Origin of the sequence: Streptomyces sp. NBC_01546 (assembly GCF_045208355.1) — a bacterium.
GTDB lineage: Bacteria > Actinomycetota > Actinomycetes > Streptomycetales > Streptomycetaceae > Streptomyces.
Genome location: NZ_CP109379.1, coordinates 5,420,552 through 5,436,908 on the forward strand (window position 1 = coordinate 5,420,552; position 16,357 = coordinate 5,436,908).

Here is a 16,357-nt window from a genome sequence, read left to right on the forward strand (position 1 = left end):
GGCCCTGCGGCATACGCCCTACGCTCCGGCCGGGACCACCGTCGCGGCCGGAGCCGGGCGACGCCGGATCACCATCGACATCAGCGCCGCCATCGCGCACAGCGCACCCGAGGCGTACCAGACCACGTCGTACGAGCCGAACACGTCGCGGGCCAGGCCGCCCAGGAAGGCGACGACCGCCGCACCCACCTGGTGCGAGGCCAGCACCCAGCCGAAGACGATCGCGCCGTCCTCCCCGTAGTGCTCGCGGCACAGGGCGATGGTCGGCGGCACGGTCGCGACCCAGTCCAGGCCGTAGAAGACGATGAAGAAGATCATCGGCGGCTGCACGGACGGGGCCAGCAGGATCGGCAGGAAGAGCAGCGAGACCCCGCGCAGCGCGTAGTAGACCGCCAGCAGCCGCCGCGCCTCGAAGCGGTCCGTGAACCAGCCCGACGCCACCGTGCCGACCACGTCGAAGACGCCGATCACCGCCAGCAGTCCGGCCGCCGCCGTCACCGGCATGCCGTGGTCGTGGGCCGCCGGCACGAAGTGGGTTTTGACCAGGCCGTTCGTGGAGGCCCCGCAGATCGCGAAGGTGCCCGCCAGCAGCCAGAAGGGACCGGTCCGGGCCGCCTTGAACAGGACGGTGACCGCCCGCCGGGCGGCTCCCGGCACCGGGGCGGGCTTGTCCGCGTAGGTGCCCCCGTACGGGGCCAGGCCCACGTCCGCCGGGTGGTCGCGCAGCAGCAGCCACACGAACGGGGCCACGGCCAGGGCGGCGAGGGAGACCGTCACCGCCGCCGGGCGCCAGCCGTGGTGCTCCACCAGCCAGGACAACAGCGGCAGGAAGACCAGCTGGCCGGAGGCCCCGGCCGCCGTCAGGATCCCGGTGACCAGGCCGCGCCGGGCGGTGAACCAGCGGTTGGTCACCGTCGCCGCGAAGGCCAGGGCCATCGAGCCGCTGCCCAGACCCACCAGGACGCCCCAGAACAGCACCAGCTGCCAGGCGGCGGTCATCCAGACCGTGGCGACCGAGCCGCCGGATATGACCAGCAGGGCCAGGGCCACGACCCGGCGGATGCCGAAGCGGTCCATCAGGGCGGCCGCGAACGGCGCGGTGAGCCCGTACAGCGCGAGGTTTACGGAGATGGCGAACCCGATCGTGCCGCGCGACCAGTCGAACTCCTGGTGCAGCGGTTCGATGAGCAGTCCGGGCAGGGAGGCGAAGGCGGCGGCGCCGATGATCGTCACGAAGGCGACGGCCGCGACGAACCAGGCGCGGTGGACGCGCCCGGCCTGCCGGGGAGTGCGCGGGATGGCCGTGGAGGCGGGGGCTGTCTGGGTCACCCCGACAGCTTCCGGCCACGGCGCCGCATACGACAGTGGCCTGACTGTCATGCTTCGATATGATCGGGCCATGGAGCCGCAAGCCCAGACCCACCGCGTCGTCGTCCTCGCCCTCGCCGGGCTGCTGCCCTTCGAACTCGGCATCCCGCACCGGATCTTCGGGCGCGCCAAGGATCCGGCCGGGCGGCCGCTGTACGAGATCCTGACCTGCGGCCTCGCCGCCGGGCCGGTGCCGACGGACGCCGACTTCGCGATCCACGTCGAGCACGGCCCGGAACTGCTGGCCACCGCCGACACGGTGGTCGTGCCGGCCTCGTACGAACTCGGGCCGGTCCACGAGTACGGCCGGCTGACCGGGGAGCTCGCCGAGGCCCTCGCGCACATCCGGCCCGGCACCCGGCTCGTCTCCATCTGCACCGGTGGCTACGTGCTGGCCGCGGCGGGATACCTCGACGGCCGCCGGGCCACCACCCACTGGGCCTCCGCGGACCACTTCCAGCGGCTGTTCCCGGCCGTCCGGGTCGACCCGGACGTGCTCTACACCGACGACGGGGACGTGCTCACCTCGGCCGGTGTCGCCGCCGGGATCGACCTGTGCCTGCACATCGTGCGCCGCGACCACGGCGCGGCCGTCGCGAACGAGGTGGCCCGGCGGACCGTCGTACCGCCCCACCGGGACGGCGGGCAGGCGCAGTTCATCGAGCGCCCGATGCCGGAGCCGCAGCTCGCCAGCACCACGGCGGTCCGCGCCTGGGTGCTGGACCGGCTGCACGAACCGCTGCGCCTGACCGACCTGGCCCGGCAGGAGGCCGTGTCCGTACGGACCTTCACGCGCCGGTTCCGGGAGGAGTCGGGGGTCAGCCCGGGCCAGTGGATCCTGGGCCAGCGGGTGGAGCGGGCCCGGCGGTTGCTGGAGCGGACGGACCTGCCGATGGAGCAGGTGGCGCGGGACGCGGGCTTCGGGACGGCGCAGTCGCTGCGCAAGCACGTGCAGGCGGCCCTGGGGGTGAGCCCGACGGCCTACCGGCGCACGTTCCGGGAGTCGGGCACCCTGACGTCCCCGTCATCCCCGTCATCCCCGCCGTCCTTGCCATCTCCTGATGGGCCATCAGTTGATGCCCGGCCCGCGCATTGACTTCTCCTGCCGCCCGCTCGTGAATGGCCCCCTGTCGGGGCGACGGAACCCAGGGGGCGGGCAGTGCGAACAGGGGCGCGCAGCAGGAGATGGCCGGCGGCCGTGGGCATGGCCGTGCTGGCGGCCGCGACCGGGGGCGCGCTGAGCGCACCCGCCGCCGCCGAAGGGGAGTCGGTGGTGACCTTCCCGACCCACTGCCTGCCGCCCCAGGAGGCCGGACTCCCGCCCGCCGACGGGCCGACCACCGCCCGGATCACCGTCGACAACCCGGCACCGCGGGTCGGCGACACCGTCACCGTGACCTACCAGGTGATCGCCACCCCCGCCGTCAACCCGGCCGGCGGCGAACTGCCCGCCGACGCACTGACCCCGACCGGCCGGATCCTGCTCGCGGGCGCCCAGAGCGGCGAGGTCACCGTGGTCGGCGCACAGCGCAACGACCCGGTCCTTGCCGGAGCGCCCCTCCCCGCCGTCACCATGACGGGCACCTTCACCGTCACCGCGCCCGGCGAGATCACGCTGGCCCCCGGCGCCTACACCCTGCACACGAGCCACCCGCTGGACCTCGACACCGTCTGCACGGCCGACGCCGGGGCCCCCGTCTCCGAGCGGCTCACCGCGACCCCGCTGCCGACGGCCAACCTGCGCAGCGTCCTCCTCGCCGCGGCCCACGGGAAACCGGGCGACAAGGTCAAGGTCACCGCCGCCGGATTCACCCCGGGCGCGGCCGTCACGGTGGCCGGGCGGGCCGGCGCCGCCGAGACCGCCGACCGGGTGGCCGCCGCCGCGGACGAGCTCGGCGTGGTCCGGGCGGAGCTGCCGGTCACCGACAAGGCCACCACCGCGGTCGTCGCCTATGAGGGGGCGGCCTGGACGGCCGGGCAGGGCTCGGGCCCGGCCGCGTACACGGTCATCGACGCCGCCCCGCTGCCGCCCGGCACCCAGAAGCTCAGCGCCACCGTCGAGCCCGGCGCCCTCGGCATGACCCAGACCGGCGAGGACATCGCCCTGGGCGCCGTGTCCTACGGAGACGGCGGAGCCGCCCCCGGCCGGATCGGGACCGTCACCGTCAAGGACGCCCGCGGCGGCCCGGCCGGCTGGTCCCTGATCGGCAAGGTCACCGACTTCACCGGCCCCGGCGGCGTCCGCATCCCCGGCGCCTCCCTCTCCTGGACCCCCTCGTGCACCGCCGCGGCGGGCAGTCCGAGTCCCTGTACGCCGGGCAGCGCGGGCGTGGTCGGCCAGGACGGCGCGGTACTGGCCTCCACCCCCGACGCCCCCCTGGTCGGCGGCACCTTCACGGTCGACGCGACCGTGACCCTCCAGGTCCCGGCGTACACCCCGCCGGGCGCGTACACGTCGGTCCTCACGCTGACCCTGTCGTGACCCCGGGATTCCGGATCCGGCGCCTCGGGCTGCTGGGGGTGCTCGCCGCCGTACTCCTCGGGACCGCCGGGCCCGCCGGGACGGCCGCGGCCGCCGACAACGGGCAGTGGTCCGTGCTGCCAGCGGCCAACACCGTCGGGCAGCGGCCCTACTTCTACCTCGCCGCCGCGCCCGGCCAGTCCGTCACCGACTCCGTGACCGTCGCCAACCGCACCGACCGGCCCCGCACCTTCACGCTCTACGCGGCCGACGCGTACAACACCCCCCGGGACGGCGGCTTCGCCCTCCGCGGCCCCGAGGAGCCGCGGCTGGCCACCGCCGCGTGGGCGAAGCTCGGCCGGGAGCGGGTCACCGTACCGGCCCGCGGGTCGGTCGGCGTCGCCTTCACGCTCACCGTCCCCGACCGGGCGGAACCCGGCGACCACCCCGGAGCCATCGTGGCCCTGGAGGACCGGCCCGCCGCCGCGACGGCCCAGGGGATCGGCGTCCAGCAGGCCGTCGCCGCCCGCGTGTACCTGCGGGTCACCGGCCCCACCGCCCCCGCCCTCGTCGTCCGGGACGTCTCCGTCCACCGGCAGGGCTCCGGCGCGGAGGTCGCGTACACGCTCCACAACATCGGCAACGTCACCCTCCGCCCCCGCGCCGGCCTCACCGCCTCCGGAGCCCTCGGCAGACCCCTGCTCGGCCGTGCCCTCACCGGACTGCCCGCCGAACTGCTGCCCGGTCAGGAAGTCCGGCTCCACGCCCGCTGGGACGACCCGCCCACTGCCGAACAGGCCGAGGTGACGGTCCGGGCCGCGGACGGCGGAACCACAGCTCAGGGCCGTGCCGCCTACGCCGCGCACCCCTTCCTCGGCACCCTCCTCGCGGCCGCGAGCGTCCTCGCAGCCATGACCTGGTCGGCGCTGGGAGCGGCATCGGGGAGAATGGCCCGTATGAGCGATCGTTCCCCCGAGTCCACCAGCCCGCACCGCGCGGGCTTCGCCTGCTTCGTCGGCCGCCCCAACGCGGGCAAGTCGACCCTCACCAACGCACTCGTGGGCACCAAGGTCGCGATCACCTCCAACCGGCCGCAGACCACCCGCCACACCGTCCGCGGCATCGTGCACCGCCCCGACGCCCAGCTCGTCCTCGTCGACACGCCCGGCCTGCACAAGCCGCGCACGCTGCTCGGCGAGCGCCTCAACGACGTCGTGCGGACCACCTGGGCCGAGGTCGACGTCATCGGCTTCTGCCTGCCCGCCGACCAGAAGCTCGGCCCCGGCGACAAGTTCATCGCCAAGGAGCTCGCGGGGATCAAGAAGACCCCCAAGATCGCCATCATCACCAAGACCGACCTGGTCGAGTCGAAGGTGGTGGGCGAGCAGCTCATCGCCGTCCACCAGCTCGCCGAGGAGCTCGGCTTCGAGTGGGCCGAGATCGTCCCCGTCTCGGCGGTCGGCGACAGCCAGGTCCAGCTGCTGGCCGACCTGATCGCGCCGCTGCTGCCGGAGAGCCCGCCGCTGTACCCGGAGGGCGACCTCACCGACGAGCCCGAGATGGTCATGGTCGCCGAGCTGATCCGCGAGGCGGCGCTGGAAGGCGTACGGGACGAGCTCCCGCACTCCATCGCCGTGGTCGTCGAGGAGATGATCCCGCGCGAGAACCGCCCGGCGGACCGGCCGCTGCTCGACATCCACGCCAACGTCTACATCGAGCGGCCGAGTCAGAAGGGCATCATCATCGGCCCGAAGGGCGCCCGCCTGAAGGAGGTCGGGATGAAGTCGCGCAAGCACATCGAGGCGCTGCTCGGGACCCCGGTCTTCCTCGACCTCCACGTGAAGGTCGCCAAGGACTGGCAGCGGGATCCCAAGCAGCTGCGCAAGCTCGGCTTCTGATCCTTCTCGGCCCGGGACCGGGCGGCCGGTACCGGCCGCCCGGCAGTGGGCTACGGCAGCCGCCGCACCTTCAGCGCATTGTCCGGACGGGTCCCGGGCCGGCCGTCAGGGCCGGTCAGGGGCTGTACGTGCGCCTCCGCGAGCAGGACCTCCCAGCCGCCCTCGGGCAGCTCCAGCTGCGCCAGGACCTCGTCCGGGGTCGGGAAGTCGATTTCCGCGTGCTTGTCCGGGTCCCACGAGGGCCCGCCCGCATGGCCCGCGATCAGCAGGATCCCGCCGGGGGCCACGGCCGAGGCGGCCGTGCGCAGGATCCGCTCGCGGGGGAAGTCCCCGTACGAATGCAGGAAGCACGCGGAGACCAGGTCGAACTCCCCGGCGGGGAAGGACTCCGCGAGGTCGTGCCGCTGCCACTCGACGCGGTCGGAGAGCTTCGCCTCCGCGGCGTGCTCGGCCGCCCGCTCCAGGGCCACCCCGGAGATGTCGGTCCCGGTGACGTGCCAGCCCTGCCGGGCCAGCCACACCGCGTCGGCCCCCTCGCCGCAGCCGAGGTCGAGGGCGCGGCCGGGGGTGAGGTCCGCGGCCTCGCGGACCAGGACGTCATTGGCCTTGCCGCTCCAGATGCGGTTGCTCTCGCGGTAGCGGGCGTCCCAGAACTCCTCGCCCGCGGCGGATTCGTCGTGGTGGCGGTGCTGATGGTCGGACATGGGGGCTGCCTCTTCCTGTTCGGGTCTGCCGATACGGCCGATGCTGCGCCGGTACCGCTCGCGCGCGCAAATACCGTTGCCGTTCCGGCAAACCCGTCGGGGCTCAGGCGGGGGGTTCCGCGATCAGCGCCGTCGCCACGCGCCGGAAGCCGATGCGTCCGTAGACGCGGGCCACGTCCTCGTCCCCCGCGGAGAGGAAGACCGTACGGGCGCCGCGTTCCAGGGCCTGCGCGACCAGGGCCGCCGTGACCCCGAGGGCCAGGCCCTGACGGCGGGCCGACGGGAGCGTGCCCACGCCCACCACTTCGGCCACGTCCCCGACCGGGTTGTACTGGCCCGAGCACAGCACCACGCCGTCGCGGACGGCCGCCGCCATGGCGGTACGGCCCGACGCGAGCATCCCGGACACCCGCGCCCGGCGCTCAGCCGCCTCCGGAGCGGCCGTCGCCGCCGCCAGTTCCGCCGGCCCGGCCTCGCCCACCGCCGTCCCCGGGTCCGCGAAGGCCAGCGCCGGGACCGTCACCGCAGCCGTGAGCAGCGGGTCGTCCGCGCCGAACAGCCGCACCTCCGGATGCGCGGGGGTCGGTACCGCGGCAGGGTCCAGGACCATCAGCGGATGCGCGTGGACGTGCAGTCCCGCCGCCTCCACGGCGGCCCGCAGGGAGGGGCTGTTTTCGGCCACCCACTCGCAGGACTCGGGGACCTTCAGCTCCCGCTGCCGGGCCAGCACCCGCTCCACGTCGGCCGCGCTCGCGCCCGGGCCGCCGCCGGCGTCGAGCGCGGGCCGCGCGTAGTACTGCCAGCCCGCGCCCTCCTGGACGAACAGGGTCAGCGGACCGAAGTCCTCGGCCCGCGCCCCGCCCACCCGCGGCACCGTGTCGTAGTAGCGCTCCAGCTCGGAAAGCGTCGAATCGATCATGTGGTCGGTCATCGGGCCATCCAAACAAAGAGGCGCCGCTCAGGCACCTTCTTTCAAGACCCGTGAGATCAGCGCCCGCTGCGCGTCCGACAGGTTCGGCTCCTGGCAGGACACGGTCCGCCCGTCCACCGTGATCCGGTACGAGAACCCGTCCCGTACCGGTCCGCCGGTGTGACCGGGCGGACCGGGCCGCAGCGCCAGCTGCGCCAGGGCCTGCCACTCGGCCTCGTCGGCCAGGCCCGAGGTGTCCACCTCGACGCGGCGCTCGATGCCCGTGAAACCGCCCGTCCGTACCACCTGAATCCGCATGGGTGCCCTTCTACCCCGCCAGCGGGACACCCACCGCCGACCACGCCTTCTGGAGCGCCTGGTGTTCCGCGCCCCCCTCCCCGAACCGGGTCACGGCCGCGGCCGTCGACAGCCGGGCGAAGTCCGCGAAGTCCGCGTCCGAGGCCAGCTGCCCGCCGGTGAGGGTGTCGTACCAGATCTGCCCGGCCCGCTCCCAGGCCTTGCCGCCCAGTTCGGTCGCCACGACGTAGAAGGCGTGGTTGGGGATGCCGGAGTTGATGTGCACCCCGCCGTTGTCGCGCGAGGTCTCCACGTAGTCGTCCATGGTCGCCGGCTGCGGGTCCTTGCCGAGCTCGTCGTCGTCGTACGCCGTCCCCGGCGCCTTCATCGACCGCAGCGCGACCCCGGTCACGTTGGGTCCCAGCAGCCCGGCCCCGATCAGCCAGTCGGCCTCGTCGGCCGTCTGCTCCAGCGAGTGCTGCTTGATCAGCGAGCCGAAGACGTCGGACATCGACTCGTTCAGGGCGCCCGACTGCCCGTGGTACGTCAGATTCGCGGTGTACTGCGTCACCCCGTGGGTCAGTTCGTGCCCGATGACGTCCACCGACACCGTGAAGTCGAGGAAGAGGTCCCCGTCCCCGTCGCCGAAGACCATCTGCTGGCCGTCCCAGAAGGCGTTGTTGTAGTCCTCGCTGTAGTGGACGGTCGCGTCCAGCGGCAGCCCGGAACCGTCGATCGAGCGCCGTCCGAAGCCCTGGAGGAAGAGTTCGTACGTCGCCCCGAGCCCGGCGTACGCGCGGTTGACGGTGGCGTCCTTGCCCACCGGGTCGCCCTCCCCGCGCACCTTCTTCCCGGGCAGCCGGGTGCGGTGCTGGGCGTCGTAGATCGTCCGGCTCGGCCCGTCCTGGCCGGGCACCTCGACGAGCGCGGGCACGATCCCGCGGGCGGTGGTGACCCGGCGCCGGGTCCGCAGCAGGGCGTCGCGCTCCAGGGTGCGCAACGCGAGATCGGCCCGCCGCGCGTCCGCGGACAGGGCGGCCTTGTCGAGCAGGTGGGGCGGTACGACGGTGCAGAAGACGGAGTGGCGGTGGTGAGTGTGGGAGGCATTCATGCCCGGCAATGTGGCAGTGCGTCATGACGGTGTCACTACCTGCGACCATGATTCATTCGGTTGTCCGAAAGCCGTAACGGCAGGTTGACGGATCGACCTGACCTGGATGGAGCGAAAGAGGCCTAGCTCACATTTGGTACAAAACGGACCACCGGGTCTTGCATACTGAAACAGGTCCCCCGCGTACAGCGCGGCTCGGCTAGGCTCGGCCCATCATGCGTTTCGGGCTGCTTCTCCTTAGCTGCCGCGGCGAGGGTCTGTAGTCGTAGGCCGGCCCCCTCCCCGCGGAGTTTGGTGTTGCGGTTTTTACGACCGCCGTCGGCCGTTCCAGCGAACTACACGCGGACACGCGAGGAGCCCAACGCCATGAGCCAGCAGCCTTTTGTCGGTCGCCCCACGCCCATCACCAACGCGACCCACACCCAGAAGACCTCCGGGATGCCGATCCACAAGTACGGCCGGTACGAGCAGGTGGATATCCCGGACCGCACCTGGCCGGACGCCCGCGTCACCAAGGCTCCCCGCTGGCTGTCCACCGACCTGCGTGACGGCAACCAGTCGCTGATCGACCCGATGACCCCCGCCCGCAAGCGCGAGATGTTCGACCTGCTGGTGCGCATGGGCTACAAGGAGATCGAGGTCGGCTTCCCGTCCTCCGGCGAGACCGACTTCAACTTCGTGCGCTCCATCATCGAAGAGGGCGCGATCCCGGACGACGTCACCATCTCCGTACTGACCCAGGCCCGCGAGGACCTGATCGAGCGGACCGTGGAGTCCCTGGTCGGCGCCAAGCGCGCCACCGTGCACCTGTACAACGCGACCGCCCCGACCTTCCGCCGGGTCGTCTTCCGCGGCTCCAAGGAGCAGATCAAGCAGATCGCCGTCGACGGCACCCGCCTGGTCATGGAGTACGCCGGCAAGCTGCTGGGCCCCGAGACCGTCTTCGGCTACCAGTACAGCCCGGAGATCTTCACCGACACCGAGCTGGACTTCGCCCTGGAGGTCTGCGAGGCCGTCTGCGACGTCTGGCAGCCCGCCGAGGGCCGCGAGATCATCCTGAACCTGCCCGCCACCGTGGAGCGCTCGACGCCGTCCACGCACGCGGACCGCTTCGAGTGGATGGCCCGCAACCTGACCCGCCGCGAGCACATCTGCATCTCCGTGCACCCGCACAACGACCGCGGCACCGCCGTCGCCGCTGCCGAGCTGGCCCTGATGGCCGGCGCCGACCGCATCGAGGGCTGCCTGTTCGGCCAGGGCGAGCGCACCGGCAACGTCGACCTGATCACCCTGGGCATGAACCTGTTCTCCCAGGGCATCGACCCGCAGATCGACTTCTCGCAGATCGACGAGATCCGCCGCACCAGCGAGTACTGCAACCAGATGGAGGTCCACCCGCGCCACCCCTACGCGGGCGACCTGGTCTACACCGCCTTCTCCGGCTCCCACCAGGACGCCATCAAGAAGGGCTTCGACGCCATGGAGGCCGACGCGGCCGCCGCCGGCAAGACCGTCGACGACATCGAGTGGGCGGTCCCGTACCTGCCCATCGACCCCAAGGACGTCGGCCGCTCCTACGAGGCGGTCATCCGGGTCAACTCGCAGTCCGGCAAGGGCGGCATCGCGTACGTCCTGAAGAACGACCACAAGCTGGACCTGCCGCGCCGCATGCAGATCGAGTTCTCCCGGATCATCCAGGCCAAGACCGACGCCGAGGGCGGCGAGGTCACGCCGAAGGCGATCTGGGATGTCTTCTCCGACGAGTACCTGCCGAACCCCGAGAACCCGTGGGGCCGGATCCAGCTGCGCTCGGGCTCGACCGCGACCGACAAGGACGGCACGGACACGCTGACCGTCGAGGCGGTCGTGGACGGCGTGGAGACGGTCCTGGACGGCACCGGCAACGGCCCGATCTCGGCCTTCTTCGACGCGCTGGCCGGCATCGGCGTCGACGCCCGCCTGCTGGACTACACCGAGCACACGATGAGCGAGGGCGCCTCCGCCGTCGCCGCCTCGTACATCGAGTGCGCGATCGACGGCCGGGTCCTGTGGGGCATCGGCATCGACGCCAACACCACCCGCGCCTCCCTGAAGGCGGTCATCTCCGCCGTCAACCGCGCGGGCCGCTGACCCCTCGTACGTGAACCCCGTCCCTCCCTCCGGAGGGGCGGGGTTCCGTCGTTACCGGGTTCAGCGCGCGAGGTAGCCGCCGTCCACCGGCAGGATCACGCCCGTCACGAACGAAGCCGCGTCGGAGGCCAGGAACGCGATGACCCGGGCCACCTCCTCCGGCTCGCCGAGCCGGCCCATCGGGTGGGCCCCGGTGATCTCCTCCAGGTACTCCGGCCCGCCCGGCTCGTCCGCGAGCGCGACGACCCGCTCCGTACGGATGGTGCCCGGGGCCACCGCGTTGACGCGGATCCCGTGCGCGGCCCACTCCACGGCGAGGTGCTTGGTCAGACCCGACGCCACGAACTTCGCGGGCCCGTACGCCGCCTGCCGGGCCTGCCCGGCCACCCCCGAGATCGACGAGACGCAGACCAGCGCACCGCCGGGCCGCGGCTGCGCGGTCATCGCCTCGATGGAGTACTTGCAGGTCAGGAACATCCCCCGGCCGTCGATGGCCATCACGTGGTCCCAGTCCTCGGGGCTGGTCTCCCGTACGTCCGAAAGGGGGAGCACCCCGGCGTTCGCCACGGCGACGTCGAGCCGCCCGTACGCGCCGACCGCGGCGGCCACCATCGCGCGGTTGGCCCCCGGATCGGAGACGTCACCGGCCACGACGGTGATCTCGTGACCCTCTTCGGCCAATTGCGTACGAAGGGCCTCCAGGCCGGGGGCGTTGACATCGGTCGCGGTCACCCGGCCCCCGGAGCGGGCCAGCAGCAGGGCGGTGGCGCGGCCGATGCCGCTCGCGGCGCCGGTCACCAGACAGGACTTCTCGTTCATGTGGCCGAGGGTAGGGAAAAGGGCGAGGTGGCGCGGGGACGGCGGGGGCGCAGATCGGCCAAGTCCGCGTCGCACGGCATGTTGTCTTGTCGCACGACTGACGCATCCTCACCGATGTGGCTAACATCACGCGAAACCGTCCGGCGATGTTGCCGGGCGGGGGCCCCGCCCGTGTCCGCAGGACTACGGGGGAGTGACGGAGGTGCGACGTGCTGCCAGTTCGGGGTGGGGACGGCCGGAAGCTGATGGTCTGGGGCATCCGCACCACCTGGAGCACCGTGGGCGACGGGGAGTTCTTCTGCCCCGCCTGCGGTGGGGACCGCAACTACCGCAGGCGGACCGGGCGCCGCCGCTTCACCGTCCTCGGTGTGCCGCTGCTGCCGCGCGGCAGCGCCGGGCCCGTCGTCGAGTGCCAGGGCTGCCGGGAGCGCTTCGACACCGAGGTCCTGGACCACCTCACCACCACCCGCTTCACGGCCATGCTGCGCGACGCCGTGCACACCGTGGCGCTGGCCGTGCTCGCGGCGGGCGGGACGGGCTCGCGCAGCGCGCTGGAGGCCGCCGTGAGCGCCGTACGGGCCGCGGGCTTCCAGGAGTGCACGGAGGAGCAGCTGGAGTCCCTCGTGGAGGCGCTGTCCACCGACGAGGGGCGGCTCGGGCTGTACGACGTCCCGGAGTGCTGCGGGGCCGCGCTGTCGATCGAACTCCACGAGGCGCTTGAGCCGCTGGCCCCGCACCTGGCGGGCCCCGGCCGTGAGTCGATCCTGCTCCAGGGCGCGCGGATCGCGCTCGCGGACGGCCCGTACATCCCGGCCGAGCGCGAGGTGCTCTCCACGGTCGGGGCGGCGCTGCGCATCGACGCGGACGACGTGGCCCGGCTCCTGTCGGCGGTGCGCGCGCCGTAGCCGGGCTCTTCCGCCACCCCCGAAACGGCCCGAAACGGGCTCCTGAGACGTAACGATCCGGCCACGTGGGGCCGATTTCAAGATTTTCGCGCGTCCGGTGAACCGCGGAGCCGATCGCTCCGTGCCCGGACCGTCCACCCCTTGGACCACCGGAGCGGGCCCCTTCGCGTGCGCCTGCCCGCATCCAGGCGAGGGCTGTATACGCAGGTCAACCCGTAGGTGCGGCGCGGTCGAGCCGTGGTCGTGCCGTGGGAACGCCTGCCTCCGGACGGCGCCCCGTTTACTCCTGTGTGCTGAGCTCCACCACTGGAGAAACCTACAGATCTGGCCGCCGTGGACGTCAACAGTTTGTAGAAGTCGACGATATCTGTGAGGCCCTTCACAGGCGTTCAATTCCGGTCACACGACGAGACGCCGCCGTTAACACAGCGGGGCTTCGATTCACGTGAACGTACTGACAACCCTGGCGGACCAACGGGTTAGCGACCCACTTCGACCAGGGACAACCAGATCTCCTCTCACTTACCTCACCTCTTGAAGGGCAAGGCAGAGATGGCACGTGTCGCCGCCCGGCTTTCCGAAAACGGAGAGCAGAGCACGCACCCGGTCGACGAGGTGCTCCCCCTCCCCAAGCTCGCGCTGTACGGCTTCCAGCACGTACTCGCGTTCTACGCCGGCGCGGTGATCGTTCCGATCATCGTCGGCAACGCGCTGAAGCTGAGCCCTGAACAGCTGGTCTACCTGATCAACGCGGACCTCTTCACCTGCGGTATCGCCTCGATCATCCAGGCCTGGGGCATCGGCCGGATCGGTGCGCGACTGCCGCTGATCCAGGGCGTGACCTTCACTGCCGTCTCCCCGATGATCGCCATCGGCCTCGGCGCGGGCGGCGGAACCGCCGCGCTGCTGGTCATCTACGGCGCGGTCATCACCGCCGGCATCGCGACCTTCGCCTTCGCATGGCTGCCGGCGAAGGCGTTCCGGACGGTCATGCGGCTCTTCCCGCCCGTCGTCACCGGCACCGTGATCACGGTTCTGGGCATCGTCCTGATCCCGGTCGGCCTCAACGACGCGGCGGGCGGCCTCGGCAGCCCCGACTTCGGCGACCCGAAGAACTTCGCGTACGCCGGCGGCACGATGCTCTTCATCCTCGTCCTGATGAAGATCGGCAAGCAGTTCCTCTCCAGCATCTCCATCCTGCTCGGCCTGGTGGCCGGCACCGTGGTCGCCTTCCTCCTCGGGGACGCGAAGTTCGGCGACGTGAGCAAGTCCGACTGGGTCGGCGTCACCACGCCCTTCCACTTCGGCGTCCCGAAGTTCGAGTGGTTCCCGATCGTCCTGATGCTGATCGTCATGCTGATCACCATGGTCGAGACGACCGGTGACACGTACGCGGTCGGCGACATCGTCGGCAAGGACGTCGACAGCGAGACCGTGGCCCGCGCCCTGCGCGCCGACGGCGCCGCGACCGCCCTCGGCGGTGTCCTCAACTCCTTCCCGTACGTCGCCTTCGCCGAGAACGTCGGCCTGGTGCGGATGACCAAGGTCAAGAGCCGGTTCGTGGTCGTGGCCGCCGGTGTGTTCATGATCATCTTGGGGTTGCTGCCCAAGGCCGCCGCGATCGTCGCCGCCGTCCCGCACGGAGTCCTCGGCGGCGCCGCGACCGTCATGTTCGCCATGGTCGCCCTCGCCGGTATCCAGACCCTGGCCAAGGTGGACCTGAAGGAGGAGAAGAACGCGCTGATCGTGGGCGTCTCCCTCGCCTTCGCCCTGCTCCCCGCGACCGTCCCGGTCTTCTTCACCAAGCACATGGACGCGGACCTGTCCTCGCTCCTCAACAGTGGTGTCACCCTCGGTGCCACGGCCGCCATCGTCCTCAACCTGATCTTCAACGGTCTGACCAAGGACGACGCACCGGCCGTCGCCGCGGTCGAGCTGCCCGCCCAGCCGACGGCAGCCCCGGCGGACGCCGAGAAGGCCGAGAAGGCGGACAAGGCCGAGGAGCCGGCCGAGGCCGAGAAGGCGGTCGAGACGGACGAGGCGCAGACGCCCGCCTCCTGATCCTCCCAAGGGGTGCTGGCCCCTCGTCCGGACTCTGGTCCGGGCGGGGGGCCATCGCTGTCCGTGGTGCGGGTGACAATGGGCGCATGAGCCTGTTCCGCGACGACGGCATCGTGCTGCGCACCCAGAAGCTGGGTGAGGCGGACCGCATCATCACGCTGCTGACCCGCGGCCACGGCCGGGTGCGGGCCGTCGCCCGCGGGGTCCGGCGTACGAAGTCCAAGTTCGGTGCCCGGCTGGAACCTTTCTCCCACGCCGACGTGCAGTTCTTCGCCCGCGGCAGCGAGCTGATCGGGCGCAGCCTGCCGCTCTGCACCCAGACCGAGATCATCGCCCCGTACGGCAACGGCATCGTCACCGACTACGCCCGCTACACCGCCGGCACCGCCATGCTGGAGACCGCCGAGCGCTTCACCGAGAACGAGGGCGAGCCCGCCGTACAGCAGTACCTGCTGCTCGTCGGCGCCCTGCGCACGCTCTCGCGCGGCGAGCACGAACCCCACCTCATCCTCGACGCGTTCCTGCTGCGCTCCCTCGCCGTCAACGGCTACGCGCCCAGTTTCGAGGACTGTGCGAAGTGCGGGATCCACGGCCCCAACCGGCACTTCTCCGTCGCCGCGGGCGGGGTGATATGCGGGGACTGCCGGGTGCCCGGCAGCGTCGTACCCTCGTCGGAGGCCATCGCCCTGCTCAGCGCGCTGCTGACGGGCGACTGGAATCATGCCGACGCGTGCGAGGCGCGTCACGTGCGGGAGGGCAGCGGGCTGGTCTCCGCCTATTTGCACTGGCATCTGGAGCGCGGGCTACGCTCCCTGCGATACGTCGAGAAATAGGAGCTGGGCACATGGCACGACGCGGGATTCTGGGACGCTCTCGCCGCGAGTACAAGGTTCCCGAGCCGCACCCGTCCGGTGAGCGCCCGCCGAAGATCCCCGGCGACCTCGTCCCGAACCACGTCGCGGTCGTCATGGACGGCAACGGCCGCTGGGCCAAGGAGCGCGGCCTGCCGCGTACCGAGGGTCACAAGGTCGGCGAGGGCGTCGTGCTCGACGTGCTCAAGGGCTGCCTGGAGATGGGCGTCAAGAACCTCTCCCTGTACGCCTTCTCGACGGAGAACTGGAAGCGCTCGCCCGACGAGGTCCGCTTCCTGATGAACTTCAACCGCGATGTCATCCGGCGGCGCCGCGACGAGATGAACGAGCTGGGCATCCGGATCCGCTGGGTCGGACGCATGCCGAAGATGTGGAAGTCGGTCGTCCAGGAGCTCCAGGTGGCCCAGGAGCAGACCGTCGACAACGACGCGATGACGCTGTACTTCTGCGTGAACTACGGCGGCCGCGCGGAGATCGCGGACGCGGCCCAGGCCATCGCCCGCGATGTGGCGGCCGGGAAGCTGGACCCGTCGAAGGTCAACGAGAAGACCTTCGCGAAGTACATGTACTACCCGGACATGCCGGACGTGGACCTGTTCCTGCGGCCGAGCGGCGAGCAGCGCACCTCCAACTACCTGCTCTGGCAGAGCGCGTACGCCGAGATGGTCTTCCAGGACGTGCTGTGGCCGGACTTCGACCGGCGCAACCTCTGGCAGGCCTGCCTGGAGTACGCACAGCGCGACCGCCGCTTCGGCGGCGCGGTCCCGAACCAGGCGGAGGGCCCCACCGGCTGACGGGCGGCCGCGCGCCCCGGCGATAGG

At 71.7% G+C, this 16,357-nt stretch carries 14 protein-coding genes and 1 pseudogene; 9 read left to right on the forward strand and 6 right to left on the reverse strand.

What is annotated here, in order from left to right; genetic code table 11:
* Nucleotides 1-18: 18 nt before the first annotated feature.
* Complete coding sequence (locus tag OHA89_RS24770; protein WP_266609756.1) at nucleotides 19-1,329, reverse strand: MFS transporter; 1,311 nt, start codon at nucleotides 1,327-1,329, stop codon at nucleotides 19-21.
* A gap of 70 nt (nucleotides 1,330-1,399) precedes the next feature.
* On the opposite strand from OHA89_RS24770, the gene OHA89_RS24775 reads away from it, so the two are divergent.
* From OHA89_RS24775 to era, 4 genes and pseudogenes are all read left to right on the forward strand, one after another.
* Nucleotides 1,400-2,464: a GlxA family transcriptional regulator gene (locus tag OHA89_RS24775; RefSeq protein WP_266609757.1), complete on the forward strand. Its 1,065-nt coding sequence runs from the start codon at nucleotides 1,400-1,402 to the stop codon at nucleotides 2,462-2,464.
* A gap of 108 nt (nucleotides 2,465-2,572) precedes the next feature.
* The gene (locus OHA89_RS24780) at nucleotides 2,573-3,850 is read left to right on the forward strand and encodes a beta-xylosidase (RefSeq protein WP_406368580.1); all 1,278 of its coding nucleotides are present in this window, start codon (nucleotides 2,573-2,575) and stop codon (nucleotides 3,848-3,850) included.
* A gap of 113 nt (nucleotides 3,851-3,963) precedes the next feature.
* A pseudogene (locus OHA89_RS24785) lies at nucleotides 3,964-4,275 on the forward strand (WxL protein peptidoglycan domain-containing protein); the annotation flags it as partial.
* Nucleotides 4,276-4,776: 501 nt separating this feature from the next.
* A complete protein-coding gene (gene era, locus OHA89_RS24790; protein WP_251064360.1) occupies nucleotides 4,777-5,727 on the forward strand; it encodes a GTPase Era in 951 nt (316 codons plus the stop codon).
* Nucleotides 5,728-5,777: 50 nt separating this feature from the next.
* Here era and OHA89_RS24795 read toward each other — a convergent pair whose 3' ends face one another.
* The 4 genes from OHA89_RS24795 to OHA89_RS24810 all read right to left on the reverse strand — a co-directional run bounded on the left by OHA89_RS24795 (nucleotide 5,778) and on the right by OHA89_RS24810 (nucleotide 8,749).
* On the reverse strand, nucleotides 5,778-6,431 hold the full coding sequence (locus OHA89_RS24795) for a cyclopropane-fatty-acyl-phospholipid synthase family protein (protein WP_266609758.1): 654 nt from the start codon (nucleotides 6,429-6,431) through the stop codon (nucleotides 5,778-5,780).
* A gap of 103 nt (nucleotides 6,432-6,534) precedes the next feature.
* Nucleotides 6,535-7,362: a GNAT family N-acetyltransferase gene (locus tag OHA89_RS24800; RefSeq protein ID WP_406367125.1), complete on the reverse strand. Its 828-nt coding sequence runs from the start codon at nucleotides 7,360-7,362 to the stop codon at nucleotides 6,535-6,537.
* Between the two features lie 27 nt (nucleotides 7,363-7,389).
* Complete coding sequence (locus OHA89_RS24805; protein WP_257556390.1) at nucleotides 7,390-7,659, reverse strand: protealysin inhibitor emfourin; 270 nt, start codon at nucleotides 7,657-7,659, stop codon at nucleotides 7,390-7,392.
* A gap of 10 nt (nucleotides 7,660-7,669) precedes the next feature.
* A complete protein-coding gene (locus OHA89_RS24810; protein ID WP_257556392.1) occupies nucleotides 7,670-8,749 on the reverse strand; it encodes a M4 family metallopeptidase in 1,080 nt (359 codons plus the stop codon).
* Nucleotides 8,750-9,115: 366 nt separating this feature from the next.
* Here OHA89_RS24810 and leuA point away from each other — a divergent pair, with 366 nt between their 5' ends.
* On the forward strand, nucleotides 9,116-10,879 hold the full coding sequence (gene leuA / locus OHA89_RS24815) for a 2-isopropylmalate synthase (RefSeq protein ID WP_266609760.1): 1,764 nt from the start codon (nucleotides 9,116-9,118) through the stop codon (nucleotides 10,877-10,879).
* 60 nt (nucleotides 10,880-10,939) lie between these two features.
* Here the strand turns inward: leuA and OHA89_RS24820 are convergent, their stop codons facing one another.
* The gene (locus tag OHA89_RS24820) at nucleotides 10,940-11,698 is read right to left on the reverse strand and encodes an SDR family NAD(P)-dependent oxidoreductase (protein ID WP_406367127.1); all 759 of its coding nucleotides are present in this window, start codon (nucleotides 11,696-11,698) and stop codon (nucleotides 10,940-10,942) included.
* Nucleotides 11,699-11,907: 209 nt separating this feature from the next.
* On the opposite strand from OHA89_RS24820, the gene OHA89_RS24825 reads away from it, so the two are divergent.
* The 4 genes from OHA89_RS24825 (at nucleotide 11,908) to OHA89_RS24840 (ending at nucleotide 16,330) form a co-directional block, all read left to right on the forward strand.
* A complete protein-coding gene (locus OHA89_RS24825; protein WP_215141941.1) occupies nucleotides 11,908-12,603 on the forward strand; it encodes a TerB family tellurite resistance protein in 696 nt (231 codons plus the stop codon).
* A 552-nt stretch (nucleotides 12,604-13,155) separates the two neighbouring features.
* A complete protein-coding gene (locus tag OHA89_RS24830) occupies nucleotides 13,156-14,664 on the forward strand; it encodes a nucleobase:cation symporter-2 family protein (RefSeq protein ID WP_266609762.1) in 1,509 nt (502 codons plus the stop codon).
* 86 nt (nucleotides 14,665-14,750) lie between these two features.
* Nucleotides 14,751-15,497 carry a DNA repair protein RecO gene (gene recO / locus OHA89_RS24835; protein WP_215141943.1) on the forward strand — a complete coding sequence of 249 codons (747 nt, stop codon included), beginning with the start codon at nucleotides 14,751-14,753 and terminating at the stop codon, nucleotides 15,495-15,497.
* 11 nt (nucleotides 15,498-15,508) lie between these two features.
* Nucleotides 15,509-16,330 carry an isoprenyl transferase gene (locus OHA89_RS24840; protein ID WP_215141945.1) on the forward strand — a complete coding sequence of 274 codons (822 nt, stop codon included), beginning with the start codon at nucleotides 15,509-15,511 and terminating at the stop codon, nucleotides 16,328-16,330.
* The last annotated feature ends 27 nt before the right edge of the window (nucleotides 16,331-16,357 follow it).